22 protein-coding genes are annotated in these 25,797 nt (G+C 69.0%); 12 read left to right on the forward strand and 10 right to left on the reverse strand.

Going from position 1 to position 25,797, the window contains the following annotated elements; all coding sequences use genetic code 11:
- The first annotated feature begins 46 nt into the window (after positions 1-46).
- A complete protein-coding gene (locus V8246_RS10085; protein WP_336188973.1) occupies positions 47-1,420 on the forward strand; it encodes an MBL fold metallo-hydrolase in 1,374 nt (457 codons plus the stop codon).
- 18 nt (positions 1,421-1,438) lie between these two features.
- Here V8246_RS10085 and V8246_RS10090 read toward each other — a convergent pair whose 3' ends face one another.
- From V8246_RS10090 to trxA, 7 genes are all read right to left on the reverse strand, one after another.
- Positions 1,439-3,148 (reverse strand): CHASE2 domain-containing protein, encoded by a 1,710-nt coding sequence (locus V8246_RS10090; protein ID WP_336188974.1) that lies wholly within the window; start codon positions 3,146-3,148, stop codon positions 1,439-1,441.
- Positions 3,145-4,788 (reverse strand): FecR domain-containing protein, encoded by a 1,644-nt coding sequence (locus V8246_RS10095; RefSeq protein WP_336188975.1) that lies wholly within the window; start codon positions 4,786-4,788, stop codon positions 3,145-3,147. The genes V8246_RS10090 and V8246_RS10095 overlap by 4 nt, the downstream gene beginning before the upstream one ends.
- 133 nt (positions 4,789-4,921) lie before the next feature.
- Positions 4,922-5,944 (reverse strand): serine hydrolase domain-containing protein, encoded by a 1,023-nt coding sequence (locus tag V8246_RS10100; protein WP_336189093.1) that lies wholly within the window; start codon positions 5,942-5,944, stop codon positions 4,922-4,924.
- A gap of 63 nt (positions 5,945-6,007) precedes the next feature.
- The gene (locus tag V8246_RS10105; RefSeq protein ID WP_187573145.1) at positions 6,008-6,784 is read right to left on the reverse strand and encodes a queuosine precursor transporter; all 777 of its coding nucleotides are present in this window, start codon (positions 6,782-6,784) and stop codon (positions 6,008-6,010) included.
- 3 nt (positions 6,785-6,787) lie between these two features.
- Positions 6,788-7,459, reverse strand: coding sequence for a DUF502 domain-containing protein (locus V8246_RS10110; protein ID WP_336188976.1), 672 nt, complete (start codon positions 7,457-7,459; stop codon positions 6,788-6,790).
- 72 nt (positions 7,460-7,531) lie between these two features.
- A complete protein-coding gene (locus V8246_RS10115) occupies positions 7,532-7,996 on the reverse strand; it encodes a DUF4442 domain-containing protein (protein WP_336188977.1) in 465 nt (154 codons plus the stop codon).
- 44 nt (positions 7,997-8,040) lie between these two features.
- Positions 8,041-8,895, reverse strand: a complete 855-nt coding sequence (trxA, locus tag V8246_RS10120; RefSeq protein ID WP_336188978.1) for a thioredoxin — start codon at positions 8,893-8,895, stop codon at positions 8,041-8,043.
- 206 nt (positions 8,896-9,101) lie between these two features.
- On the opposite strand from trxA, the gene V8246_RS10125 reads away from it, so the two are divergent.
- Together V8246_RS10125 and V8246_RS10130 are read left to right on the forward strand one after the other, a co-directional pair.
- Positions 9,102-9,692 (forward strand): hypothetical protein, encoded by a 591-nt coding sequence (locus V8246_RS10125; protein ID WP_336188979.1) that lies wholly within the window; start codon positions 9,102-9,104, stop codon positions 9,690-9,692.
- Positions 9,693-9,771: 79 nt separating this feature from the next.
- Complete coding sequence (locus V8246_RS10130) at positions 9,772-10,368, forward strand: DUF998 domain-containing protein (RefSeq protein ID WP_336188980.1); 597 nt, start codon at positions 9,772-9,774, stop codon at positions 10,366-10,368.
- Between the two features lie 24 nt (positions 10,369-10,392).
- Here V8246_RS10130 and V8246_RS10135 read toward each other — a convergent pair whose 3' ends face one another.
- Positions 10,393-11,703: an amidohydrolase family protein gene (locus V8246_RS10135; protein ID WP_336188981.1), complete on the reverse strand. Its 1,311-nt coding sequence runs from the start codon at positions 11,701-11,703 to the stop codon at positions 10,393-10,395.
- 106 nt (positions 11,704-11,809) lie between these two features.
- On the opposite strand from V8246_RS10135, the gene leuS reads away from it, so the two are divergent.
- From leuS to rlmH, 6 genes are all read left to right on the forward strand, one after another.
- Positions 11,810-14,443 carry a leucine--tRNA ligase gene (gene leuS, locus V8246_RS10140; RefSeq protein ID WP_336188982.1) on the forward strand — a complete coding sequence of 878 codons (2,634 nt, stop codon included), beginning with the start codon at positions 11,810-11,812 and terminating at the stop codon, positions 14,441-14,443.
- A gap of 84 nt (positions 14,444-14,527) precedes the next feature.
- Complete coding sequence (gene lptE, locus V8246_RS10145) at positions 14,528-15,073, forward strand: LPS assembly lipoprotein LptE (protein ID WP_336188983.1); 546 nt, start codon at positions 14,528-14,530, stop codon at positions 15,071-15,073.
- Entirely contained in the window at positions 15,073-16,107 is a 1,035-nt protein-coding gene (holA, locus tag V8246_RS10150; protein WP_336188984.1) for a DNA polymerase III subunit delta, read from the forward strand. Before lptE ends, holA begins: the two co-directional genes overlap by 1 nt.
- An 11-nt stretch (positions 16,108-16,118) precedes the next feature.
- Positions 16,119-16,796: a nicotinate-nucleotide adenylyltransferase gene (nadD, locus tag V8246_RS10155; RefSeq protein WP_336188985.1), complete on the forward strand. Its 678-nt coding sequence runs from the start codon at positions 16,119-16,121 to the stop codon at positions 16,794-16,796.
- Between the two features lie 31 nt (positions 16,797-16,827).
- Entirely contained in the window at positions 16,828-17,244 is a 417-nt protein-coding gene (gene rsfS, locus V8246_RS10160; protein ID WP_162110253.1) for a ribosome silencing factor, read from the forward strand.
- Between the two features lie 70 nt (positions 17,245-17,314).
- Positions 17,315-17,785, forward strand: coding sequence for a 23S rRNA (pseudouridine(1915)-N(3))-methyltransferase RlmH (gene rlmH, locus V8246_RS10165; RefSeq protein WP_245124689.1), 471 nt, complete (start codon positions 17,315-17,317; stop codon positions 17,783-17,785).
- Between the two features lie 147 nt (positions 17,786-17,932).
- Here the strand turns inward: rlmH and V8246_RS10170 are convergent, their stop codons facing one another.
- The gene (locus V8246_RS10170) at positions 17,933-18,598 is read right to left on the reverse strand and encodes a TonB family protein (RefSeq protein ID WP_336188986.1); all 666 of its coding nucleotides are present in this window, start codon (positions 18,596-18,598) and stop codon (positions 17,933-17,935) included.
- 208 nt (positions 18,599-18,806) lie between these two features.
- The gene (locus V8246_RS10175; RefSeq protein ID WP_162110256.1) at positions 18,807-19,550 is read right to left on the reverse strand and encodes an SIMPL domain-containing protein; all 744 of its coding nucleotides are present in this window, start codon (positions 19,548-19,550) and stop codon (positions 18,807-18,809) included.
- Positions 19,551-19,711: 161 nt separating this feature from the next.
- Between V8246_RS10175 and V8246_RS10180 the strand changes: the two genes are divergently transcribed.
- The 3 genes from V8246_RS10180 to V8246_RS10190 all read left to right on the forward strand — a co-directional run bounded on the left by V8246_RS10180 (position 19,712) and on the right by V8246_RS10190 (position 25,749).
- Positions 19,712-20,308: a Maf family nucleotide pyrophosphatase gene (locus V8246_RS10180; RefSeq protein WP_336188987.1), complete on the forward strand. Its 597-nt coding sequence runs from the start codon at positions 19,712-19,714 to the stop codon at positions 20,306-20,308.
- A gap of 11 nt (positions 20,309-20,319) precedes the next feature.
- Positions 20,320-21,807 carry a ribonuclease G gene (gene rng / locus V8246_RS10185; protein WP_336188988.1) on the forward strand — a complete coding sequence of 496 codons (1,488 nt, stop codon included), beginning with the start codon at positions 20,320-20,322 and terminating at the stop codon, positions 21,805-21,807.
- A 111-nt stretch (positions 21,808-21,918) separates the two neighbouring features.
- The gene (locus V8246_RS10190; protein ID WP_336188989.1) at positions 21,919-25,749 is read left to right on the forward strand and encodes a YhdP family protein; all 3,831 of its coding nucleotides are present in this window, start codon (positions 21,919-21,921) and stop codon (positions 25,747-25,749) included.
- The last annotated feature ends 48 nt before the right edge of the window (positions 25,750-25,797 follow it).

A 25,797-nucleotide genomic window follows, 5' to 3' on the forward strand; every position in this document is an offset into this window, starting at 1 on the left:
CGGCCGGCGGCGCCATACTGGCGGCAACGGGAAGAAGGGAGTTGCCATGCAGGTCCATTTCCACGGCGCGGCCGGCGAGGTCACCGGGTCCATGCACTTGGTCGAGGCCGCCGGCAGGCGCATCCTGCTGGACTGCGGCCTGATCCAGGGCAGCCGCGAGTCCGAAGCGCGCAACGAACACCCTTTCCCCTTCGAACCCGCCACGCTGGACGCCGTGGTGCTGAGCCACGCCCACATCGACCACGTGGGCCGGGTGCCCCTGCTGGTCAAACGCGGGTATCGCGGGCCCATCTACACCCAGGGGGCCAGCGCCGAGCTGCTGCCCATCATGCTGCTGGATACGGCTTCGCTGTCCGAATCCGAGGCCGAGCGCGCCAACCGTTACCGCCGGCGGGGCGAGCCGAAAGCGCAGCCGCTGTTTTCCGCCGAGGACGTGCATGCGACGCTGCGGCAGGTGCAGCCGCTGGCCTACGACCAGCGCACGACGATCCTGCCCGGCGTGGACATCGCGCTGCGCGATGCCGGGCATATCCTCGGTTCGGCCATCGTGGAACTGTGGGCGGACGGCCGCAAGCTGGTGTTCTCCGGCGACCTGGGACCGAAGGGCACGCCCATCCTGCGCGATCCCGCCGTGGTGAAGCAGGCCGACCTGCTGCTGATGGAGTCGACCTACGGCGACCGCAACCATCGTGATCGCCCGGATACCATCCGCGAGCTGGGCGAGATCTTCGAGCACGCCTGGCGCGACCGGGGCAACGTGCTGATCCCCGCGTTCGCGGTGGGGCGCACCCAGGAGCTGCTGTACTGGTTCGCCCGCCACTGGGAGACGTGGAAGCTGGCGCGCTGGCGGGTCTTCCTGGACAGCCCGATGGCGGCCAAGGTGGTGGCCGTCTATGGACGGCACCATGGCCTGTTCGACGAGGACGCGCGGCGTGTCTGGGCGCAGTCGCCCAATCCGTTCCGTCTGCCCAACCTGCACGTGGCCGAGACGACCCAGCAGTCGATGGCCATCAACCAGATCGAGAACGGCGCCATCATCATCGCCGGTTCGGGCATGGCTAATGGCGGGCGCATCCAGCACCACCTGCGCTACAACCTGGGGCGGCGCAATGCGCACATCGTGTTCGTCGGCTACCAGGCCGAGGGCACGCTGGGACGGCGGCTGGTGGATGGCGCGCAGTGGGTCCGCATCCACGGTCGCGACTATCGCGTCAATGCGCAGCGGCACACGGTGGGCGGGCTGTCGGCGCATACCGACCAGCGGGGACTGCTGGCGTGGTACGGCCATTTCCAGCCTGCGCCGCCGCTGGTCCTGGTGCACGGCGAAGACAAGGCGCGCGAAGCGCTTGCGGGCGAGATCGGCGAACGCTACGGCGTGGCCGCCGAGTTGGCGCGGCCGGGGATGGTGCTGGACGTCTGACCCCGCGGCGCAGGCGCTTCATACGCGGGTCGCGGAGGTCCCGACGGGTGCCGGTTCGCCGGCATGGCTGACGCTGCGGTTGCGGCCGGTCTGCTTGGCCCGGTACAGCGCGGCGTCTGCGCGGTCGAACACGTCCTCGGGGCCCGCATCGTCGCCCGTCATGTGCGTGTGGATGCCGATGCTGGCGGTGAAGGGCGGTGCGTTGCCGGTGTTCGTACCCTGCGTCCTGCGGCCCAGGTTGGCCAGATCCACATGGATGGTGGTGGCGATGGTCGCGGCGGCCTGGGCGGAGGTTTCCGGCAGCAGCACGGCGAATTCGTCGCCCCCCAGCCGCGCGACGAGGTCCCGGGGTCGCCGCGCGCGGCTGCGCAGGATGCGGCCGAGTGCCTTCAGCGCGGCATCGCCCGCGGCATGGCCCTGGCTGTCGTTCAACTGCTTGAAGTGGTCGATGTCCATCACCAGCAGCGACAGCGGCTGTCCACTGCGGCGCGCAGCGCGCAACTCCTGGTCCAGGGACTGGTCGAAGCGCGCGCGGTTGGCAAGCCCGGTAAGCGCATCCGATTGCGCCTGCTTGTGGGTCTTCCGCAACAGGCGGTAGATCCACAGCGAGGCGCCCAGGGCGAGGACCAGCAACGCGGGGACCGGCGAGAACCAGACATGCCCGAAACGCAGCAGCGCGACCGAAAGCAGCAGCGTGCCGGCCATGGTCGCCACGGTGGGCAGCCAGATGCGGCGCAACGCCGGCAGTAGCGACAGCAGCAGTGGGAGGCCGGCCACCAGTGCCGCCAGCATGGCCTGCCATCCTTCCGCCATCGGCGTGATCGCGGCGTCCTTCAGCAGCATGTTCAAGAGGTTGGCCTGGTACTCGGCGCCGCTCATGCTCGCGGTGGGCGGTTGCCCCGGCGCGCGCGCAAGCGGCCCCATGCCCGTGGCGTTGACGCCCACGACCACCCAGTTGCCGCGCAGCAACGACGACGGGATGCGCTGGTTCAGCACATCGGTGTAGGACACGTGGCGGAACGCATTGGGGGGCGAGGTGAACGGGACCAGGACTTCATGGTCGCGCACCCAATCGAACGGCGAGGCCGCGGGCAGTCCGGTCTTCGCCCGCCGCCGGCCGGGCAGTTCGGTGGCCGTGCCGGGGGGCTGGTCCAGTTGCAGCAGCGCCAGCGCCAGCGCAGGCCAGTGCGGCGAGCCCAGCCCGGCGCGCAGGTAGACGCTGCGGGCGACACCGTCGTCGTCCAGCACCATCTCGGCATGGCCCAACGAGGCGGCCGACGCGGCGAACTCGGGGATCGGCATCAGTTCCACGCTGGGGCCGTTGAGCTGGACCGATTCGGCCAGTACCGGCAGCACGACGCGGCCACTCTGTCCGATCGCGCGAGCGAGCAGGGCGTCGCCTTCCGGATCGAAGAGCGCTGGCTCCGACAGCAGGATGTTGAACGCGATGCCCTTGGCCCCGGCCACCCTCAGCCGGTCGACCAGCTGCGCATGCGTGCGCCGGGACCAGGGCCAGCGGCCCAGCTCGGCCAGGCTCTTCTGGTCGATGTCCACCACCACGATGCGCGGGTCGGCTTCCGGCGCCGCGCCAAGCACCAGCCGGTCGTAGACCCAGGCATCGAACGGGGCGGTCACGCCCGACAGCGTCACCAGGATCGCCAGCGCAGCCGCGCCCACTGCCGTCAGCAGGCGGGGCTTCCATTTGGGCGAGGGCGCAGGCGTGTTCACAGGGCCAAGAGTATGAGCAATGCCCCCGCTCCGGCGCCAATGCGGCACCAGCGGCAGGGTACCTCGATCTGCTGCGGGGCCGGGAACGGTCCTTCGAAGCCGTCCACGTCGATCGTCTGCGCGCGCAGGTACCAGATGCCGCTACGCAGCCTTGGAAGCGTGACTTCAGCCTGGTCGACCCGCATGTCGACCTCGAGCTTGCGGAAGTCCGGCGTGCGCGACATCTGGAACCGGTAGCGCTGTCCGGGCTGGCCCGCCTGCCAGCGGAACGTCACCCCGTGGGTGTCGGTGGCGGCCGCGGTGTCAATCGTCGTCACCTCGGCCAGCGGACGTACGGTGAAAGCCAGGCTGTCACCGAAGGGTCCGGTCTTGTCGCTGGCATCGACGCTGCGGATGCGCCAGGCATAGTCGCCAGGGGGCAACGGCTCGGGCAGGCGGACCGAAGCGGTATCGTCCACGCGCCCGTGTGCCACCGGCTGCGCGAAGCCGGCAGCGCCCGCGACTTCGTAGTCGTAGGCCACGGCAGCCGGTGCCTGGGTCCAGCGCAACACCACCTCCGGCGTGCGCACCACACCGCCAGCGGCCGGCGCGATGGAATACGGCGGCGCGGGCTGGTCGTCGACCCGCAGCGCGGTCACCGCATCGCGACCCTCCAGGCCATCCTTGTCGATCGCGCGCACGCGGATGACGTAAGCGCCCGCATCCAGCGCCGGTAACCGCGCACGCGGGGCCTCGACTTCCATGTCGACGCGCACGCTGTCGAAGCGCTGGTGGTCGCTGACCTGCACCCGATAGCGGTGCGCGCCCGCGACCTCGGGCCATGCGAGCTCCGGGCGGACGCTCTGCGTGAGCGGCGCGATGCGCGACAGGTCCGGTGCCGGCAGCAACGCGACGGGCGCGATGGCGGCCTGGCCGGGGACAACGACCGCACCGAAGCCATGCCGGAGCAGCGTGCCGCGCTGGTTCTGCGCGTTCACGGCCACCCGGCCCTCCAGGACCTCCGTATGCGTGCTTCCCTGGCGTGCTTCCACGCGGAACTGCGTACCGCGCACTGCCGAGGACGCGCTGGGCGTGTCGACGACGAAGTTGGCCGCGGGTCCGCGCAAGCGACGCACTTCGTTGCCGATGCGGCCGCGCTGCAGCCGCAGGCGGGTGTCGGCCATGCCGGACCGGCCGAAGCGGGTCAAACGGTCCAGCAACAGCTCGCTGTCGCCGAGCAGGAGCAGGCGCGAGCCATCGGCGAACTCCAGGCTGAGCGAGGCGTCCGGCGAGGTCCTCAGCACGGCGCCGCTGCCCAGCGACATGCCCGCGGTCACCGGCGCATCCCGCCCGGCGGCGGAGCGGGACGTGGCGTTGCCACGAATGGCCACCACCTTGGCGCGGGCCGGCTGGCGATCCAGCCAGGCGAGGGGGATCTGCAACGTGGAACCCGGCGCCAGTTGGTAAGGATTGGCGATGCGGTTGTGTTCCTGCAGGCGCTGCCACGGAATCGAGGGTTTCAGGTGGGCGCCCGCCACGTCCCACAGGGTGTCGCCGGGGCGGACCCGGTAGGCCCAGTCCTGTGCCTGCACTGCTGATGACGCCGCCAGCAGCCAGACCAGGCTCCATCGCCACCACGCCCTTCCTTTGATCGACGGCATCTGCATCCCCTTTGCTCCAGCGCAAATGTCAAGCCGGTCACAATTATAGAAGGGGGGCCAGCCGCAGAACCGGCTGGCGTTTCTCGATTCTCGCATCACATTAGCCTGGGTTAAGAGGCCGTGAGGCGGGTCATCAGGGTATGCCGTTCCAGAGAGCGGCGATCCGCCGCGCCAGCCGGTACGGTTCGGGCGCATCGCGGTTGCTCAACACGATCACGGTCAGGCGTTGCGCCGGAAAGCGCAGCAGCACGTTGCGGAAGCCGATGCTCTCGCCCGAATGCCACTGCATCCGCCCCTGCAGGCGCCAGCCGAAGCCGTAGTGCGCCACATCGGGTTCGGGCGTGGCCGTCGACGCCTGAACCGCCAGCGCGCGTGACGGCGCGGAGAGCAGACGGTCGTCGTACCAGGCGGCATCCCACTTCGCCAGGTCGTTGCTCGAAGAGTAGATGCCGCCATCGCCCAGCACCGCGCTGGTCGGGCTCTGGTCGGTGCGTTCCCATCGCCCGCCGATGAGGCTGTAGCCGAACGCCCTGTCCGGCACCGGAGGTCCCTCGTCCTCGCGTGCGAGCGTCGCCGTCATGCCCAGCGGTGAGAAGATCCGTGTTTGCAGGAAGGCCGAGAATCGCCGGCCTGACGCGCGCTCCACCACCAGCGCCAGCAGCGCATAGCCGCTGTTGCTGTAGCGGTAGTCGCTGCCGGCCGGAAAGTAGAGGCGGTCTTCGCGCTCGAGCAGGCGAAGGACATCGGCGTCGTGTACCTGGCCCGCCTGATCCGGCGGCAGCAGGTCCTCGTAGTCGACCAGGCCGGAGGTGTGGCTGAGCAGGTGCCGCAGGGTGATGCCTTCGGCCGCCACCGGCAGCGAAGGCAGCCAGCGACGCACCGGATCGTCGAGCGTCAGCACCCCGTCCTCGACCAGCAGCAGCACGCTGGCGGCCGTGAACTGCTTGGTGACCGACGCCAACCGGTAATTGGTCGTCGGCGAGCTGGCCACGCCCGCCTCCAGGTCGGCCAGGCCATAGCTGCGCTGGAATACCGCCTCACCGCCTTCGAGTACCAGCACCGAGGCCCCCGGGACCTGGCCGGCGTAGTCGCGCATCCAGGCATCGATCGTTTCCTCACGCGTGGCGGCGTATGCGCCGGTGGACATCATCGCCATCCCCAGTAGCCAGGTCGCTTTCATCGCATTCCCCCGTTTCGCGCGCCGTGCCCGGTCCTGGTGTCAGTCCAGGGCGGCTTCCGCGCGCAGTTGCCGTTCGCGTTCGCGCCCCAGATAGTGGCGGATACCGTGGCGCATCAAGTACAGCAGCGGAATCAGCGCGATGGCCGCCAGCATCTTGTAGGCGTAGTTGACCGTGCTGACCGCCAGGAACAGCGAAGTGGGCCACTTCTGCGGCCCGAGCACGAAGGCGACGTAGATCACCACGAAGCTGTCCACCAGTTGCGAGATCGCGGTCGAACCGGTGGCCCGCAGCCACACCCAGCGCTCGCCGGTGGCCGCGCGGATGCGATGGAACACCGACACATCGATCAGTTGCCCCACCAGGAACGCCAGCACCGAGCCTGCGATGGTCCACATGCCCTGGCCGAAGATCGCAGCGAACGCCTTCTGGTAGTCGGGCACGCCCTGCGCCTGCGCCGCTTCCACCCACCAGCCGGCCGGCGCCAGTGCGATGGCCGCGAAGGCGAACAGGAAGCCGTACACGATCAATGCCACGGCCAGCCACGAGATGAAGCGCACGCCACGCTTGCCGAAGAATTCGTTGATGGTGTCGGTCAGGATGAACACGAACGGCCACAGCAGCGTGCCCGCAGTGAAGCTGAGCGAGCCGGTCTGGCCGAACAGGTTCCATTCCAGCGGCGCGACCCCCAGCGTGTCTTCCAACGCGAAGATCTTGACGCCGATAAACTCGGCCAGCACCGCATTGGCGCAGAACACCGCGGCCAGCACGATGAAGAGGCGGACTGCGCGATCATCCAGCGTGCGCGCCGCGTGCATGGCTCAGCGGTCCCCCGCGCGGGTGAACGGCATCGCGTCCGGCGCCACCGCGCCGCCGGAGATGATGAAGCTCATCGCCTGATCCACCGTCCAGTCGGTGGGCGTGAGCAGTTCGACCGGCACGATCTCCAGGTAACCCGATGTCGGGTTGGGCGTGGTGGGTACGTAGACGGCGGCCAGTTCGCGTCCGCTGCCTTCCTCGCGGATCACGCGCGTCACCAGGCCCACCGATTTCATGTCCCGGTGCGGAAAGTCGATCAGCACCACGCGCTGGGTGCTGCCGGGCTTGGTCTCCAACATGTCCAGCAGCTTGCGTGCGCTGGTGTAGATGACGTTGGCCAGCGGCACGCGGGCGATCAGGGCCTCGAACCAGCGCAGCAGGCGTTGGCCCACCACGCGGCGCGTCAGCGCGCCGACGGCGAGGATGACGAACAGCGTGGCGACCATGGCGATGGTGTTCTGCACCCACAGGCCACTGAACCAGCCCAGCGATTGCGGGAAGGTCGCCGCGATACGGTGCGACAGCGGGTCCACCCATGGCTTGCTGATGTCCGACAGCAGGACGAAGACGAACTTGATGACCACCCAGGTCAGCCAGATCGGCAGCAGCGTCAGCAGGCCGGTGATGAAGAGCTTCTGCACCGAGGCGCGGTGCGGCGGATGGTCGGGGGGCATGGCGCTATTGTAGGCCGGCGCGCGGGTCCAGCTGTAGCGTCATTGCGGGCGTGCCGTGGCGCTCGCCGGGGTTCAGCCAGTCGCGGTCCGCGCCTCGGGCTTCAGCCGCACGTAGATCTGCTTGCGCACGCGGGCGACGACCTCGTTCTGCGCGTTGAAGACATCCGCCGGCATCCAGCGCAGGTACTTCTGGCCGTTGGCGGTTTCGGCACGGATCTCGTCCAGCACGTGCGCGTCCAGGCGGAACTCGGCGTGCAGCGTGCCTTTGCCCGCGTTCACGAACTCGATCTCGGCCGCCTTGTCCCAGACGTAGTAGTCGCGGCCCAGGCGCTCCTTGGCCAGGATCATCCAGAACGGGTCCGTCATGGCGAACAGGCTGCCGCCGAAGTGGGTGCCGACGTAGTTGCGGTTCCACGGACGCATGCGCAGCTCGACGCGGGCGAAACTCCAGTCCCGGGCCATTTCGGTCACGTGGATGCCGCTGAGCAGGAACGGCGGCCAGGCATTGAAGATGTGCCGCAGGGTAGTGGGCTTCATGAAAACGGCGCGTGGGGAGGGAACGGATACGGCGAGGTTCGGCGTCAGAACAGGAGGGAGGACATCTTCCTGCGGTACTGGCCGACGAGCGCCTCGTCCTCGATCACCCGGAACGCATCGATCAGGCTCTTGCGGGCCAGTCCGTCCTCGTACGCGCGGTCGCGCTTGAGCATGTCAAGGAATTGCTCAAGCGCCTGTTCCGAATCGCCGGCCACCAGCGCATGCACGCCCAGCAGGTGGCGCGCGCGCAGGTCGTCCGGATCGGCCTGCAGGGCGGCGCGCAGGGCGTCCGGCGACGGCGCGTCCTTCAGTGCGGCCGCGAATCCCAGGCGCGCGCGCGCCTTCACGGCGCGGTCGTCGGTGGCCAGATTGGCGGGCAGGGCGTCGAGCAGGCGCTCGGCCTCGGCCGCCTCACCGGTCTTCAGAAGCGCGAGCACCAGGTCCAGTTTCAGTTCGTCCTTGTCGGGCTCGGCGGCGATGGCTTCGCGCAGGGCGGACACCTGGGCCTGCGGGTCCAGCGGCGCGGCCTCGACCGGGGCGTCGGCCGCTTCGGCCGGCTGGATGCCGTGCGATGCCAGGAACTCGCGCAGCTGGCCTTCGGGCAACGCGCCAGGGAAGCCGTCGACCAGCTGTCCCCCCTTCACCAGGAAGACGGTGGGCACGGAGCGGATCTGGAACGCCGCGGCGATCTGCTGCTCCTTGTCCACGTCGACCTTGGCCAGCACGAACGCGCCGTTGTACTCGCCCGCCAGCTTTTCCAGGATCGGTCCCAGGGTCTTGCACGGCCCGCACCAGGTGGCCCAGAAATCCACCAGCACCGGCACGTCCAGCGACTTGCGCAGGACCTCGGCTTCGAAGGTGTCGGTGGTGGCGTCGAATACGTGGGGCAGTTCGCTCATCGGGCAGGTTCGTGGCTCAGGGGTCGTGCCGACATGGTGGCGTGGCCGACAGGATACAAGGTGAGCTAGCGGAAAATTAACCTTCGTGCCCTGCGGTGCAGGCCGTGCGTCGGGCGTGGACGGACCCGGGCCGGCCTTTCGGCACGGGCGCTGTCGGCAACGGCGTTGCTAGGCTGGCCGCATCATCAATCGGACCGGAGGCTGTGATGGGTGTGCGTCGTTTCGTGCTGGGCATGGTGCTGGCGGGGGCTGTGGTCGGCCAGGCGCTGGCGAAGGATGAGATCCGGGCGTCGGCCGAGGTGAATCCTCCCCCGGCAGAGGCGCTGGCCGCGTTCGATCGCTATGAACTCAGGCCCCCCACGTTGTCCGACGCCTACGCCGGGCACAAGGCCAACCAGGAGGCCTTGGCGTCGTTCCAGCGCAACCTCGACGAACGGGTTGGCGCGTGGGTCGCCGAACGCAATGCAGCGCCGGCCGCGCATTCGCCCGTGCGTACCCTCGTCGTCGAGCCGCGCATCGAGAAGATCCGCTTCATCAGCGGCGGTGCGCGCTTCTGGGCGGGTGCCTTCGCCGGCAGTTCGCGCATCCTGGTGAAGATGAAGCTCACCGACCAGGCCACGGGGCAGGTCATCGCCGAACCCGAGTTCTATCAGCATGCGAAGGGCATGGCCGGTGCATGGACCTTTGGTGCGGCGGACAACAGCATGCTGGTGCGCAGCGCCTCGCTCGCGCTGGACTACCTGAAGGACAATCACGCCACGGCGCAGGGCGGCCGGACGGGCTGGGAGAAGGAATGACGCGCCAGCGCTAAGATGCGTCACCGATCGGGCAGGCCATGACGGCCTGCCCGTGTCATTTCAACCTCTGCGAACCTGCATGACCGCTCTCCTGCCCCGACTCCTGCCCGTGACCGGTGCGCTCGCCGCCATCGTCTTCGTCGCCGCTGTTGCCGGATTCGGTGTGGCGTTGTCGGGCTACTCGCAGGTCTGGCATCCGGTCGCGGTGCTCGGCGCGAAAGGCGTGCCACATGCCTTGGGGTTCAACCTGTTGGGCTTCGTGCTGACGGGGGTGTTGGCGGCGTTGACCGCGCTGGACCTGCGGCACCGCCTGCCGGCCGATGCGGGCTGGCCCGCGCGCGTCGGCACGCAGTTGCTGCTGCTGTCCGCGGCGGGCTTCATCGCCTTGGGCCTGCTGCCGCTGGATCCGGACGATCTGCACAACCAGGCCAGCAGCCTGCATGCGACGGCGTGGCTGCTGTGGTGGGTGGCGTTCGTCCCGGGCGCGGCGCTGTTCGCCTTTGGCATGCGCGGACAAGGCCGGTGGCGGCCTATGGCGATGGCCAGCATCTTGGCGGGTACGGTGGTGCTGTTCAGTGCATTGATCGCGGTCGCGCTGATGCCCGCGGGCATCGCGCAGCGGGTGGGCTATGCAGCCTGGCTGTGGTGGCTGTGCGTGGCGGCCTGGCGCCGCTAGGCGGCCGCCAGGCGAGGTGAGGTTTCACGGCTGCCGGTAAACCTTGCCGTCCTTCATCACGAAGTCCACCTTCAGCACGGCGTTGATGTCCTCCAGCGGATTCCCCGGCATGGCGACGATGTCGGCGCGCTTGCCGGCTTCGATCACGCCCTGGTCGTCCACGCCCAGCACCTCCGCGGCACGTACGGTCGCCGCCTGCAGCGCATAGGCGGCCGGCATGCCGGCTTCCACCATGTAGACGAACTCGCGCGCGTTGTCGCCATGCGGGCCCACGCCCATGTCGGTGCCGAAGGCGATCTTCACGCCGTTGCGGTAGGCCTTGCCGGCGGTGTCCTGGATCAGTGCGCCGATGCGCTCGGCCTTGGGCCGGACCACGGCCGGGAAGTAGCCGTCGATCTTCGCCTTCTCGGCCACGAAGCGGCCCGCCGAGATCGTGGGTACGTACCAGGTGCCGTGCTGCTTCATCAGCCGCATCACCTCGTCGTCCATGTAGGTGCCGTGCTCGATGCTGGTCACGCCGCCGAGGATGGCGCGCTTCATGCCCTCCTTGCCGTGCGCATGCGCCGCTACGCGGAACCCGTAGTCGCGCGCGGTGTCGACGATGGCCTTCACTTCGTCCACGGTGAACTGCGGCGCGTCGCCGGACTTGGCGTAGCTCAGCACCCCACCAGTGGCGGTGATCTTGATGACGTCGCTGCCGTCCTTGTAGCGCTGGCGCACGGCCTGGCGGGCGTCGTCGATGGAATTGATGACGCCCTCGGTCGGCCCGGGCGGGCCCATCAGGTGCGACAGGTGGGTATTGAAGCCGTTGGTGGGATCGGCGTGCCCGCCGGTGGTGGCGATGGAGGTGCCCGCGGCGAAGATGCGCGGCCCCTTCACGGCGCCTTGGTTGACGGCGTCGCGCAGGTGCAGGGTCACGTCTCCCCCGAGGTCGCGCACGCTGGTGAAGCCGGCCATCAGCGTCTTCTCTGCATAGCCCACCGAGCGGTAGGCGAAGTCCACCGGATCCAGGCGGAAGCCCTCCGAATAGCTCTGCGGGCTGGATTCGCCGTCCAGGTGCACGTGCAGGTCGGTCCATCCCGGCGTGCAGGTGTGGTCGGCCAGGACGATGGATTCGGCGTCGGCCAGCTTGGCGCGGCCAGGGATGACCTCTGCGATCCGGCCGTCGCGGACCAGCAGGGTGTGCTCGCCCAGGACCCGACCGCTGCGGGCGTCGAACACGCGTTCGCAGTGCAGGGCCAGGGTGCCGGGCGCTGCCAGGCCGGTGGCCAGGGCATCCGCGGCGGCGGGCAGGCCGCAGGCGGCCAGAGCGAGGGCAAGGGCGGTTCTGTTCATCTGGAATCCCCGGTTTCGACCCGTCCATGCTAACCGCTGGCATGGCGGGCCATGGTGCGCTGCGGTACCCTTGGCCGCTTTGCCGTCGCCGTTGCCGCACACCACCATGTCCACTGCCGCCGAACCCGCTTCCTACGATCCGAAAACCGTTGAGTCCCAGGCCCAGGCCTTCTGGGAGGCCCGGCGCGCCTTCGAGGTCGACGAGCGGTCGGACAAGCCGAAGTACTACTGCCTGTCGATGCTGCCGTATCCGTCCGGTGCGCTGCACATGGGCCACGTGCGCAACTACACCATCGGCGACGTGATCAGCCGCTACAAGCGCATGACCGGTCACAACGTGCTGCAGCCGATGGGCTGGGACGCGTTCGGCCTGCCGGCCGAGAACGCGGCGATCAAGAACAGGACCGCGCCGGCCAAGTGGACCTACGCCAACATCGACCACATGCGCAGCCAGCTGAAGTCGCTGGGCTATGCGATCGACTGGTCGCGCGAGTTCGCCACCTGCCGTCCCGAGTACTACGTGCACGAGCAGCGCATGTTCACCCGCCTGCTGCGCAAGGGCCTGGCCTACCGCAAGAACTCGGTGGTGAACTGGGATCCGGTGGACCAGACCGTGCTGGCCAACGAGCAGGTGATCGACGGCCGCGGCTGGCGCAGCGGTGCGCTGGTGGAGAAGCGCGAGATCCCGCAGTGGTTCCTGCGCATCACCGACTACGCGCAGGAACTGCTGGACGGCCTGGACAACCTGCCTGGCTGGCCGGACGCGGTCAAGACCATGCAGCGCAACTGGATCGGCCGTTCCGAAGGCCTTGAAATCCAGTTCAACGTCGAGGGCCACGAACCGCTGACGGTGTTCACGACGCGCCCCGACACGCTGATGGGCGTGACCTTCGTGTCGATCGCCGGCGAACACCCGCTGGCGCTGAAGGCCGCGGCGGCGAATCCGGCGTTGGCCGCGTTCCTCGAGGAACTCAAGCATGGCGGCGTGTCGGAAGCGGAACTGGAAACGCAGGAAAAGCGCGGCATGGATACCGGCCTGCGCGCCGTGCATCCGATCACCGGCGACAAGGTGCCGGTGTGGGTGGCCAACTTCGTGCTGATGGGCTACGGCACCGGCGCGGTGATGGCGGTGCCGGGGCACGACCAGCGCGATTTCGAGTTCGCCACCAAGTACGCGCTGCCGATCCAGCAGGTCATCGCGCTGAAGTCGCCGCGGAACGACGACGAGAAGACCTACGATCCGACCACCTGGCGCGACTGGTACGGCGACAAGACCCGCGACGACCTGGAGCTGGTCAATTCCGGCGAGTTCGACGGACTGGATTACCGCGGCGCCTTCGAAGCGCTGGCCGAGCGGTTCGAGCGCAAGGGCCAGGGCCAGCGCCGGGTGAACTACCGCCTGCGCGACTGGGGCGTCAGCCGCCAGCGCTACTGGGGCTGTCCGATCCCGGTGATCTACTGTGACAGCTGCGGCGCCGTGCCGGTGCCTGATTCGGATCTGCCGGTGGTACTGCCGGAGAACGTCACCCTGGACGGCGTGAAGTCGCCGATCAAGGCCGACCCGGAATGGCGCAAGACGAAGTGCCCGCAATGCGGCGGCGCCGCCGAACGCGAGACCGACACCTTCGACACCTTCATGGAGTCCAGCTGGTACTACGCGCGCTACACCTCGCCTGGCGCCAAGGACATGGTGGACAAGCGCGGCAACTACTGGTTGCCGGTGGACCAGTACATCGGCGGCATCGAGCACGCGATCCTGCACCTGATGTATTTCCGCTTCTATCACAAGCTGCTGCGCGACGCGCGCCTGGTGGACAGCGATGAACCGGCCACCAACCTGCTGACGCAGGGCATGGTGATCGCCGAGACGTTCTACCGCGACAACGCTGACGGCTCGAAGGACTGGATCAATCCGGCCGACGTGGACATACAGCGCGACGACAAGGCGCGCGTTGTCGGCGCCACGCTGAAGGCCGACGGCCAGCCGGTGAGGATCGGTGCGGTCGAGAAGATGTCCAAGTCGAAGAACAACGGCGTGGACCCGCAGTCGATGGTCGACAAGTTCGGTGCCGATACCGTGCGCCTGTTCTCGATGTTCGCCGCGCCGCCCGAGCAGTCGCTGGAATGGAACGAGGCCGGCGTGGAGGGCATGGCGCGCTTCCTGCGCCGCTTGTGGACGCAGGTGCAGAAGCACGCCGCCGATGGCCCCGCGCCGGCGCTGGACGTGGCGTCCCTGACGGCCGAGCAGAAGGCGGTGCGCCGCAAGACCCACGAGACCATCGACAAGGTCGGCCACGATTACGGCAAGCGCCACAGCTTCAATACCGCCATCGCCGCGGTGATGGAGCTGTCGAACGCGCTGGGCAAGTTCGACGATGCCAGCCCTCAGGGGCGCGCGGTGCGTCAGGAAGCGCTGGAGTCGGCGGTGCTGCTGCTGAACCCCATCACCCCTCACGCCAGCCATGCGCTGTGGCAGGTACTGGGCCACGCCGAGACGCTGATCGAGGACGTGGCGTTCCCGCAGGTCGATGCGGCCGCGCTGGTGCGCGATTCGGTGACGCTGGCGGTGCAGGTCAACGGCAAGCTGCGGGGCACGATCGAGGTGGCCGCCGATGCGCCGCGTGACCAGGTCGAGGCGCTGGCGAAAGCCGAGCCCAACACCGCCAAGTTCCTGGAGGGACTGGCGATCAGGAAGGTGATCGTGGTGCCCGGCAAGATCGTCAACATCGTCGCCGGATGAGGGGCCGGGGCGCCTTGCCCCGGCGTTCACCTGCGGTCCGGCTAGGCTATTGCCGCCCATGACGGGCTCGTCCAGACTTCGCCCATGATCCGATTCCGCCTGCCCGTCCTCGTCCTCGCCCTGGTCTTCCTGGCCGGCTGCGGCTTCCACCTGCGCAACAGGATCGCATTGCCGTCCGATCTGGGTCCGGTCCGGGTGGTCGGCGCTTCCACGTCGTACAGCGCGCTGGTCACCAGCCTGTCGCGTGGTCTGCAGGCTGCCGGCGCCACGCTTGCCGCGCCGCCGGGGGAAGACGCCGCCGCCGCAGAGGACGCGCAGGTCGCCACGCTGCGCATCATGTCCGAGCGGTGGGGCGATCTACCCATTGCGGTGGACCAGTTCGGCCGCGCCCAGGAATTCAGTCTGCGCTACGCCGTGGTGTTCGCGTTCACCAAGGCCGACGGTACCGACCTGGTACCGCAGCAGGTGGTCGAACTGTCGCGCGACTACGTGTCGCCGCCGCAGGATGCGACGGGTACGACGACCGAGCGCGAGGTGCTGGCGGAAGAGCTGCGTCGCGAAATGGCGGCGTCCATCCTCCGTCGCGTCGATGGCGTCGTGCGTTCCAGCCCGGTGAACGCGGCGCCCTGATGGAGCTGAAGCCGGAACAGCTGGCGGCACGCGGTACCACCGAGCCGCTGCATCCGGTCTACCTGATCGCCGGTCCCGAAACGCTGCGCGTGCTGGAGGCGGCCGATGCCGTGCGTGCACAGGCGCGGGCGCAGGGCATCGGTGAGCGCGAAGTCTTCGATGCGGACGGGCGCGATTTCGACTGGGGCCAGCTGGAGGCCAGCTTCAACGCGCCCAGCCTGTTCAGTGCCCGCCGCCTGGTGGAAGTGCGCCTGCCCGGTGGCAAGCCGGGCAAGGAAGGCGCCGAGGTCATCAGCGCCTTCTGCGCGAACCCGCCGCCCGACGTGGTGCTGCTGATCACCGCAGGCGAATGGGGCAAGGCCTACCAGGGCAAGTGGAGTGATGCCATCGCACGCGTCGGCGTGGTCGCGGTAGCGTGGGCCATCAAGCCGCACGAACTGCCGGGCTGGATCGAAAGCCGCCTGCGCAGCAAGGGCCTGCGGGCCGACCGCGACGCCGTGCAGCTGCTGGCCGACCGCGTGGAAGGCAACCTGCTCGCCGCGGCGCAGGAGATCGACAAGCTGGCGCTGCTCAGCAACGGCGAAGTGCTCGATGCCGAGCGCATGGAGTCGCTGGTCGCCAATGCGGCGCGCTACGACGTGTTCCGCCTGACCGATGCCGTGCTGGCGGGGCAGGGCGCACAGGTATCGCGCATCCTCGCCGGCCTGCGGGCCGAGGGGGACATGGTCGCGGGCCTGATGCCGATGGTGGTGAAGGAACTGCTGCGCACGGCCGCGCTGGCGCGCGTGCAGGCCGGTGGCGGCAATCTGGCCGCGGAGATGAAGTCGCAGGGCATCTGGGAGGCCAAGCAGGCGCCGTTCAAGCGCGCACTGCAACGGCACGCCTCGCCGGCGCGTTGGGACCGCTTCGTCGCCGAGGCGTCGAAGATCGACCGCACCGCCAAGGGACGCGGCGAGGGCGATGCCTGGGTGGCGCTGGAGCGGCTGCTGCTGGCCATCGCCGACGCCAAGGCCGTGCGTCTGCTGGTGGCCTGACGGCACGCGCGATGCTGCGGCTCTTCTACGGCGGCACGTTCGACCCCATCCACAACGGACACCTGGCCATTGCGCGCGCGGCGCGCGACGCGCTGCGCGTGACCGTGCGCCTGATGCCGGCCGCAGACCCCCCGCACCGCGCGCCACCCGGTGCGAGCGCAGCGCAGCGCGCGCACCTGCTCGATCTCGCGGTACAGGGAGAGGAGGGCCTGTGCGTGGACCGGCGCGAACTGCGCCGGGCCGCACGGCTGCCGGGGTCGCGGTCGTACACGGTGGACACGCTGCGCGAACTGCGTATGGAACTGGGTGACGCGGCCCCCCTGGCCCTGCTGATCGGGGCCGACAGCCTGCTGGGCCTGCCGGGATGGCACGAATGGCGGGCGCTGTTCGGCCTGGCGCATTTCGTGGTGGCGAACCGGCCCGGCAACCCGCTGGATGCTGGCCTGCCGCCCGATCTGGCCGATGCGCTGGCATCGCGCTGGACCTCCAGCGCCGATGCGCTGGGCAGGGCCCCCGCCGGCCTGGTGTACCGGCTGGATCACCCGTTGCAGCCCGAATCGGCCACCGACATCCGGCGCCGGATCTCTACCGGAGAGCCCTGGCGCCACCTGGTGCCGGCGCGCGTGGCCACGGCGATCGCCGACGAAAGGCTCTACCTTGACCGGGCCGCGACGCACGGTCCGCTATAATCGGTTCCGTATCTCCAGAGCCACCAAGCCTTTGTCCAGCCAAGCCCACGTCATCAAGACCCGCCTCCCCAGCCCGCCGCCGGCCCTGCCGGACCTGCTCGCCAACGTCCATGCGGCCGTGCAGGAACTGAAAGCCAAGGACGTCGTCGAAATCGACGTGCGCGGCAAGTCCAGCGTCGCCGACTACCTGGTCATCGCTTCGGGCACCTCGACGCGCCACGTGAAGTCGATCGCCGATGAAGTGGTGAAGTTCGCCAAGAAGCTGGACGTCATGCCGCTGGGCGTGGAGGGCGAGCGCGAGGCCGAATGGGTGCTGGTGGACCTGGGCGACGTCATCGTCCATGTCATGCTGCCGCGCGTGCGCGAGTTCTACGCGCTCGAGCGCCTGTGGACGGTGGGCGACCAGCCGCCGGAAGACGTGGAAACGGCGGACGAATCGCGTCTCTGACGCCATGTCGTTTCCGTGCGAAGGCGCCCTCGGGCGCCTTCGTCGTGTGTGGGGCGGCTATCATGGCCTCATGAAATGCCGTCTCATCGCCACCGGCGAGCGTGCGCCATCGTGGGTCGCCCAGGGATTCGCCGAGTACCAGAAGCGGTTGTCGCACTGGCTGCCGTTCGAACTGGTCGAGATCGAGCCGGGCCTGCGCGGCAAGGGCCGCGATCCGCAGCGCGCGATCGACGACGAAGGCAGGCGCGTGCTCGCCGCGCTGCCGAAGAACGCCCACGTCGTGGCGCTGGAGGTCACCGGCAAGCCTTATTCGTCGGAACAGCTCGCACAGCGGTTGGAGCACTGGCGTACGCTCGGGCGCGACATCGCCCTGCTGATCGGCGGGCCGGAAGGTCATGCGCCCGACGTGGTCGCCGCGGCGCACGAGAAATGGTCGCTTAGCCCGCTGACGCTGCCGCACATGCTGGTGCGGCTGGTGGTGGCCGAGCAGGTGTACCGCGCGGCGGCGATGCTGGCGAACCACCCGTACCACCGCGCCTGAGCGCTGGCTTTCATGTAGGAGCGGGCCATGCCCGCGATGTTTTTTCGCTACGGGATGGAAGAGCATCGCGGGCATGGCCCGCTCCTACAGGTGGACAAACCAGAAGCCCGCCGGACGCGGGCCTCTGGTCTCCTCATGTCGTGAACGCTACTGCAGGCTGAAGGCGATCGGCACCAGGCCGTAGGCCTGCACCGCCTGTCCATCCTGCATGGCGGGCTTGAAACGCCAGGTCTTCAGCACGTGCTGGAGCGCGGCCTTGTCCAGGTTGCGGTTGCCGCTGCTGCTCTCGACGGTCACGCTGACGGGTGTGCCATCCACGTCCACCAGTACGCGCAGCAGCACCGTGCCCTGCACGCCGTTGCGCAGCTCGTTGATCGGATAGCGCGGTGAAGTGGCGCGGACGTACTCCAGCGTAGCCGAGGGCAGTGGACCGCCCATGACGGGGCCGGTGATGTCGCCGGTGTCGACCATGGACTGCTCGATGACGGGCTCGCTGCCCCCTTCGACGATCACGGGGGTATCCGCCACCGGCGTCACGACATCGACCCGCTTCTGGATCACGTCAGGCTTCTTTTCCGGAACGATCTTTCGCTCCTCGACCACCGGGACAGGGTCGGGAAGGACCTTCTTTTCATAAATCTGGAAGATCGGCTTCTTCGGGGCGTCCACGACCAGCGGCTTCAAGGGCGCCGCCGCCATGGGCATGAGCAACATCAGCAGGGCGACGGCGTGGACCGCGAGGGCGGCGGCGATGGCCGCGATGCGGCCGCTGTCGATGCGGGTGTCGGAACCGTGGGGTAGTGCGCGAACCATGATCCACCTCCTGAGGGCTGTGAACGGAACAACGCTCGGCCGCGAGGAGTGGGGTTGCAACGTCCTGGCGCCGCACGTCCAGACTGTACTCCCCCGCACGTTGGCTGCAAGAGGGGAGGGCTTCGACCTTGGGCGTAGTCCGGGATGGCCGGCCGCCAACGAAAACGGCGCCCCGGAGGGCGCCGTCTGGGTTGTCGCGTGACAGGGCTCACTTGCCCAGTTCGAACACCACATCCAGGTTGACCGAGACCGTGGTTTCGCCCGGCGAGACCGGCGGCGCACCGCTGGCGTCGCGGGCTTCCATCTTGGCCATCGCCATCATCGGGACCGGACGGAAGCCGCCGTTGCCCTCGGAGATGCTGACGATCCGGCGCACCTTCAGGCCCAGCGACTTCGCATAGGTCTCGGCACGGCCCTGGGCCTTCTTCAGCGCGGCCAGGCGGGCCTCGTCGTAGACCGGTTCCGGGTTGTCGATCTCGAAGCTCGGCCCGTTGATCTGGTTGGCGCCCACGCCGGCCAGCGCGTCCAGCACCTTGCCCAGCTTGGCGATGTCGCGGACCTTCACACTGACCGTGTTGTTGGCCTGGTAGCCGGTGATCTTGGGGGCTTCGTTCTCGGCGTAGCGGTACTGCGGATTGAGGCTGATCCCGCTGGTCTGCACGTCCTTGTCGGCGATGCCGGCAGCCTTGATGGCCGCGACCACCTTCGCCATCTGCTCGCTGTTCTGGCGCATGGCGGTGTTGCCGTCCACGGCCTGGGTGACCACGCCGGCGGAGATCGTGGCGATGTCGGGCACGCGCGAGGCCTCGGCCTGCGCCGACACGTTGAGCAGGGTCCCGTCGGAGGGGATGGCGTAGGCAGGGGAGGTCTGGGCGTGGCTGGTCATGGCGGCGGTGGTTCCCAGGGACAGGGTCAGGGCGAGCAGCAGGGGGCGGATCAGGGGCAGGCGCATGGGATCTCCTTTTCGTGGTTCGGATGGCGGGACACCCGGTCGTCGTCGACGCGCAAGGGTGTTCACGATGACATGAACGGGCCGTGATCTGCGGCAGGGTTACCTGGATGCGGCCGGCATCAGCGGTCATTCAGTCAGGCGCCGCGGGTTATTCTTCCGTGATGCTCTATCTGGCCTCCCAATCCCCCCGACGTGCCGAACTGCTGACCCGCCTGGGGCTGTCGTTCGGCCGGATCGACCTGGACATCCCCGAACAGCGCCAGCCAGGCGAACCGGCCATCGACTACGTGCGCCGCGTCGCCCGGGAAAAGGCCGGTGCCGGGTTGCTGAAGGTCATGGCCACCCCCGGCGCGGTCGTGCTGGGCGCCGACACTGAAGTCATCCTGGAGGACGAGGTGTTCGGCAAGCCGGCCGACGAAGCGGAGGCTGCCGCCATGCTGCGCCGCTTGTCCGGCCGCACCCATCAGGCGGTGTCCGCCGTCTCGGTGGTGAGTGCCGGGCGCGAGGCGCAGGCGCTGGTGGTCACGGACGTGACCTTCGCCGACCTGGACGAGGCCGACATCGCGGCCTACGTCGTCAGCGGAGAGGCGATGGGCAAGGCCGGGGCGTATGGAATCCAGGGACGCGCCGAGCAGTTCGTCACCCGCTTGGCCGGCAGCTACTCGGCCGTGATGGGTCTGCCCCTGCACGAGACGGCGAAGCTGCTGCGCGGCTTCGGCATCCATCCAACGGCAACCGCCGCCACCGCGTCAGCCTGAGGAAGGACCCCATGTCGGAAGAGATCCTGGTCAACGTCACCCCGCGCGAGACCCGCGTGGCGGTGATCGAGAACGGCATGCTGCAGGAACTGCACATCGAACGCGGCTGGCGCCGCGGCGTGGTGGGCAACATCTACAAGGGCAAGGTGCAGCGGGTGATGCCGGGCATGCAGGCGGCGTTCGTCGAAGTCGGCCTGGAGCGCGCCGCCTTCCTGCACGCCAACGACATCGTGCGTTCTTCGCCGGACGCCGTGGTCGATGGCGAAGAGGCCGCCCTGCCCACGCCGCCGCCGGCGCCGATCATGGACCTGTTGCGCGACGGGCAGGACATCGTCGTGCAGGTGGTGAAGGACCCGATCGGCAGCAAGGGCGCGCGACTGACCACGCAGATCAGCATCCCCTCGCGCTACCTGGTGCTGCTGCCGCAGTCCAAGGTGATCGGCGTGTCCGCACGGATCGAGGACGAAGCCGAGCGTCATCGCCTGAAGCAGGCCGTCACCGAACTGGCCGGCCTGCACGGGGGCCACGGCTACATCATCCGCACCAACGCCGAGGGCCAGCCGGTCGAGGCGCTGGCCGAGGACATCGCCTACCTGTCGCGCGTCTGGAACGTGGTCGAACGCCGCGGGCGCGAATCGCCCTCGTGCAGCATTCTGTATGAAGACCTCAGCCTGCCGCTGCGCGCGGTGCGCGACCTCATCCGCAAGGACGTGGACAAGGTGAAGGTCGATTCCAAGGAAACCCACGAGCGGCTGCAGGCCTTCGTCGCCAAGTACATGCCGGTGCTGGCCGAGCGCATCGAACTGTATTCGGGCGAGCGTCCCATCTTCGATCTGTACGGCGTGGAGGACGAGATCGGCCGCGCGCTGGACAAGCAGGTGCCCCTGAAGTCGGGCGGTTACCTGGTGATCGACCAGACCGAGGCGATGACCACGGTCGACGTGAACACCGGTTCGTTCCTCGGCCAGCGCAACCTGGAAGAGACCGTTTACCGCACCAATCTGGAAGCCGCGCAGGCGGTCGCGCGCCAGCTGCGGCTGCGCAACCTGGGCGGCATCATCATCATCGACTTCATCGACATGGACGATCCGGAGCATCGCCGCCAGGTGCTGCGCACGCTGGAGAAGTCGCTGGCGAAGGATCATGCCAAGACCACGGTGTACGAGTTCTCGCCGCTGGGCCTGGTGGAGATGACGCGCAAGCGCACGGTGGAGAGCCTGGCCCGCCAGCTGTCCGAACCGTGCCCGGAATGCGGCGGGCGCGGCAGCATCAAGACCACCGAGACCGTCACCTACGAGATCTTCCGCGAAATCACCCGCGCCGTGCGCCAGTTCGAGGCGGCGCGCCTGCTGGTGATCGCCTCGCCGAAGGTGGTCGCGCGCATCACCGACGAGGAATCGACGGCGGTCGCGGAGCTGGAAGAGTTCCTGGGCAAGTCGATCCGTTTCCAGGCCGACGACCAGTACCTGCAGGAGCAGTTCGATGTCGTGCTGCTGTGAAGCAGGGAATAGGGAATGGCGAGTCGGGAATCGAGCGAGTGATCGCCCGAGGGCCGCCATGGCGTTGACGCTTCCATTCCCTATTCCCCATTCCCGAGTCCCGGCCCACTGATGCCCACACCGCTGCGCCGCCGCCTGCGCCTGGCCCGTCAGGGTGCCGTCTACGGCGCCGCGGTCGTGCTGGTGTGCATGGCCGTGGTGCTCGGGATCGCCAGCCAGGTGTTGCCGCTGGCCGAACGCCATCCGGACCGCATCGCGGCCTGGCTCAGCGAACGCGCAGGCCGCCCGGTGGCCTTCGATGCCGTGAAGACCCAGTGGACGCGGCGTGGTCCGCTGCTGCAGCTGGATGGCCTGCGGCTGGGAGCCGGCGAAAGCGGCGTGCGCATCGGCCAGGCCGAGGTGCTGGTATCGATGTATGGCGGCCTGTTGCCGGGGCGTTCCTTCACCGAACTGCGCCTGCGCGGGCTGGCCCTGACGCTGCAGCGCGGCGATGACGGCGCATGGTCCGTGCAAGGCCTGCCCGGCCAGCAGCAGGCGGACGACGACCCACTGTCCAGTCTGGAAGGCCTGGGCGAGCTGCAGGTGATCGACGGGCGCCTGGCCATCGTCGCGCCGTCGCTGGGGTGGGATATCCAGGTGCCCGACATCGACCTGCGCCTGCGCGTGCAGGGCGACCGCGTGCGCGCGGGCACGCGCGCCTGGATCCGCAAGGACGCGGCGCCGCTCAACGTCGCCATCGATTTCGACCGCAAGGCCGGAGACGGCCGTGCCTATCTGGACGTGGCGGCCGAGGACATCGGGGCGTGGTCGCCGCTGCTGCGCTACGCCGGTGTGGTGGCCGAACGCGGCAATGGCCGCGTGCGCGCATGGACGGAGCTGCGCCGACATCGCGTCGTGCTGGTGACGGCGGACGCGCAGTTGCGCCAGGTCGGCCTGCGTGGCGCGCCGCTCCCCGCATCCACCGCGCCGACCCGTGTGGCGTTCGATCAACTGGAAGGTCGCATGCGCTGGCGGCTGGTGAACGGCGGCTGGCGCCTGGATGCTCCGCGCCTGCGCGTCGGCAGCGCACCCGCGGTACAGACGCTGGACGGCCTGGTGCTGGCCGGCGGTGCGCGCTATGCGGTGCTGGCGGATGAAGTGGACGCGGCCCCGCTGTTCGCGGTGCTGGGATTGAGCGACAGGGTCGAACCCGGCCTGCGCCGCTGGCTGGTGCAGGCCAAGCCGGGCGCGCGGCTGGCACGGCTCGCACTGACGGGGCGCCGTGACGGCGCGATGCAGGGCGAAGGCACGCTGCGTGACATCTCGTTCGCACCGGTCGGGGATGCACCCGGACTCAGCGGACTGGCGGGCGACTTCGACGGCGATGCGTCGGGTTTCCGCCTGAAGCTCGATCCGACTTCGCGCATGCGCTTCGACTGGCCCAGCGGTTTCGCCGTGGTACACGACGTCAGGCTGCAGGGCGATGTCCTGGGCTGGCGCGAAGGCCAGGGCTGGCGCGTGGGCACCTCGGCTCTGAGAGTGCGGGGCAAGGACTACGGCGCCGACGTGCGCGGCGGCCTGTGGTTCCAGGGCGACGGTACGCGGCCGTGGATCGACCTGGCGGCCGATCTCGACGACGCCCCGGTGCCGGCGGCGAAGGGTTTCTGGATCCACCACAAGATGTCCAAGGCCGCCGTCGACTGGTTGAACGGCGCGCTGGTCGGCGGCACCGTGCGCGACGGACGCGCCATCGTCACCGGCGATCTCGACGACTGGCCGTTCACGCGCCAGAACGGCCGCTTCGAAGCGGTGGCGCGGATCGAGGGCGGGCAGTTCAAGTTCCAGCACGACTGGCCGCAGGTGGAGCAGGTGCATGGCGACATCGCCTTCATCGGTAACGGCTTTCTGCTGAAGGCGGGCGGCATGCTGGCGGATGTCGCGGTGCCGGCGTTCGAAGCCGGCATCGCCGATTTCGGCGAGGGCGACCTGAAGATCACTGCGCGCACGGATACCGATGCCGGCAAGCTGCTGGCGATGTTGCGGCAGAGTCCGCTGCACAAGACCTACGCTGATACGCTGGACCACCTGCAGGCGAAGGGGCCGGTGGCGGCGACTTTCGATCTGCTGCAGCCGCTGCACGCCGACGCACAGTCACGCCGCAAGCTCGCCGGCACCGTGGACCTGAAGGGTACGCAGTTGGCGGAGAAACGCTGGGATCTGGTGTTCGAGAACGTGCGGGGCAAGGCGAAGTACGACGATGGCGGCTTCGCGTCGGGGCCGTTGCAGGTGGTGCATGACGGACAGGCGGGCGTGCTCGGATTGCGCGCCGGCAGCGGCACGCGCGACCGCAACCAGGCGTTCGAGGCGGACCTGTCCGCCGTCGTCGATGCCGATCGCCTGCTGGATCGCGCGCCCGAGATGGCGTGGCTGAAGCCTTACATGGACGGACGTTCGTCGTGGACGGTGGGCGTGAACATTCCGCGCACGTCGACGGGCAAGCCTGAACCGCCGACGCAGCTCAACCTCACCTCCGATCTGGTGGGCACCGCGATGAGCCTGCCGGCGCCGCTGCGCAAGGCGCCTGGCTCGCCCCTGAAAACCACCGTTCGTGCGCCGCTGCCGATGGGCAGCGGACAGATCGACGTGGCGTTCGGAGACCTGCTCGCCTTGCGCGCACGCGCCAGCAACGGACAGACCGGCGTGCGCGTCGTGCTGGGCAGCCATGAAGTGCAGGACGCCGCGCCGGCGTCAGGACTGATCGCGACCGGCCGCGCCGGCACGCTGGATGCGATGGAGTGGGTGGCGCTGGCCAAGGGCGGCGGTGAAGGGGGATCGCTGCCGTTGCGCCACATCGACGTCACCGCCGAGCGTCTGCTGATGATCGGCTCGGTCTTCCCCGATACGCGCCTGCAGCTGGCACCCGCGCAGCAGGCGCTGGCGGTGTCGCTGGATGGCGAAGCGCTGTCCGGCGCGCTGCTGGTCCCCGACGCGAAGGGCGCGGCGATCGCCGGCAAGCTGGCGCGCGTGCACTGGCGCAAGGCGCCCGCGCTCAACAATGGCGCTGCCGTCGCGTCCGCACGCGGCGCTACCGACGATCTCAACCCGGCGGACATCCCGCCGCTGTCGCTGGACATCGAAGATCTGCGTTTCGGCGACGCGCGACTGGGCGCGGCCAAGCTGCGCACGCGCCAGCAGGCCGACGGCATGCATGTCGACCAGCTGCAGTTGCGTTCGCCGGGCCAGCATATTGACGTGAGCGGGCAGTGGACCGGCATGGGGGCAGCGGCCCGCACCCGTTTCGCCGCCGAGGTGAAGAGCGAGAACTTCGGCGTGCTGATGGACGATCTGGGACTGGGCGACCGCGTCGGCGGCGGCCACGGCCAGATCACCGCCCAGGCCGCCTGGCCGGGCAGCCCCGCCGCCTTCCGCCTCGCGTCGCTGGAAGGCAGCGTCAAGCTGGCCGCGCGCGATGGCCACCTGCTGGAAGTCGAGCCCGGCGCGGGCCGCGTGTTGGGCCTGCTGAGCGTGGCAGAAGTGCGGCGTCGGTTGATGCTCGACTTCAGTGATTTCTTCTCGAAGGGATTCGCGTTCAACCGCATCGATGGCGATCTGCGCATCACGGGCGGGCTGGCGCGCAGCGAGAACCTGGTGATCGACGGGCCCGCGGCCGAGATCCTGATCCGCGGCGACACCGACCTGCGCAGCGAGCAGTTCGACCAGATGGTCGACGTGAAGCCAAAATCCGCCAACGTGCTGACCGCCGTCGGCGCGGTGGCGGGTGGCCCCATCGGTGCCGCGGTGGGTGCCGTGGCGAACGCCGTGCTGAAGAAGCCGCTGGCCGAAATGGGTGCCAAGACCTACCGGGTCACCGGCCCGTGGAAATCGCCCAAGGTCGAGGTGGTGGGGCGCGAACAGTCGCGCGTCCGCCAGCACGACCGCGCCGATAGCGTCGGCGCCCCCTGACATCCCGCGCGTCGGCGACCGCGCTTGTCGCGGCCGCCTTCCGCCCCC

The organism is Pseudoxanthomonas sp. F11 (assembly GCF_037046485.1).
Classification (GTDB): Bacteria; Pseudomonadota; Gammaproteobacteria; order Xanthomonadales; family Xanthomonadaceae; genus Pseudoxanthomonas_A.

Coding starts and splice junctions, on each gene's coding strand:
- V8246_RS10115 (WP_336188977.1), bottom strand. CDS start 7,996: ATGAAGCCCACTACCCTGCGGCACATCTTCAATGCCTGGCCGCCGTTC.
- rng (WP_336188988.1), top strand. CDS start 20,320: ATGTCGGAAGAGATCCTGGTCAACGTCACCCCGCGCGAGACCCGCGTG.
- V8246_RS10170 (WP_336188986.1), bottom strand. CDS start 18,598: ATGGTTCGCGCACTACCCCACGGTTCCGACACCCGCATCGACAGCGGC.
- rlmH (WP_245124689.1), top strand. CDS start 17,315: ATGAAATGCCGTCTCATCGCCACCGGCGAGCGTGCGCCATCGTGGGTC.
- trxA (WP_336188978.1), bottom strand. CDS start 8,895: ATGAGCGAACTGCCCCACGTATTCGACGCCACCACCGACACCTTCGAA.
- V8246_RS10125 (WP_336188979.1), top strand. CDS start 9,102: ATGGGTGTGCGTCGTTTCGTGCTGGGCATGGTGCTGGCGGGGGCTGTG.
- V8246_RS10180 (WP_336188987.1), top strand. CDS start 19,712: ATGCTCTATCTGGCCTCCCAATCCCCCCGACGTGCCGAACTGCTGACC.
- V8246_RS10190 (WP_336188989.1), top strand. CDS start 21,919: ATGCCCACACCGCTGCGCCGCCGCCTGCGCCTGGCCCGTCAGGGTGCC.
- V8246_RS10105 (WP_187573145.1), bottom strand. CDS start 6,784: ATGCACGCGGCGCGCACGCTGGATGATCGCGCAGTCCGCCTCTTCATC.
- V8246_RS10095 (WP_336188975.1), bottom strand. CDS start 4,788: ATGCCGTCGATCAAAGGAAGGGCGTGGTGGCGATGGAGCCTGGTCTGG.
- lptE (WP_336188983.1), top strand. CDS start 14,528: ATGATCCGATTCCGCCTGCCCGTCCTCGTCCTCGCCCTGGTCTTCCTG.
- V8246_RS10135 (WP_336188981.1), bottom strand. CDS start 11,703: ATGAACAGAACCGCCCTTGCCCTCGCTCTGGCCGCCTGCGGCCTGCCC.
- V8246_RS10130 (WP_336188980.1), top strand. CDS start 9,772: ATGACCGCTCTCCTGCCCCGACTCCTGCCCGTGACCGGTGCGCTCGCC.
- V8246_RS10110 (WP_336188976.1), bottom strand. CDS start 7,459: ATGCCCCCCGACCATCCGCCGCACCGCGCCTCGGTGCAGAAGCTCTTC.
- nadD (WP_336188985.1), top strand. CDS start 16,119: ATGCTGCGGCTCTTCTACGGCGGCACGTTCGACCCCATCCACAACGGA.
- V8246_RS10085 (WP_336188973.1), top strand. CDS start 47: ATGCAGGTCCATTTCCACGGCGCGGCCGGCGAGGTCACCGGGTCCATG.
- leuS (WP_336188982.1), top strand. CDS start 11,810: ATGTCCACTGCCGCCGAACCCGCTTCCTACGATCCGAAAACCGTTGAG.
- V8246_RS10100 (WP_336189093.1), bottom strand. CDS start 5,944: ATGGCGATGATGTCCACCGGCGCATACGCCGCCACGCGTGAGGAAACG.
- holA (WP_336188984.1), top strand. CDS start 15,073: ATGGAGCTGAAGCCGGAACAGCTGGCGGCACGCGGTACCACCGAGCCG.
- V8246_RS10175 (WP_162110256.1), bottom strand. CDS start 19,550: ATGCGCCTGCCCCTGATCCGCCCCCTGCTGCTCGCCCTGACCCTGTCC.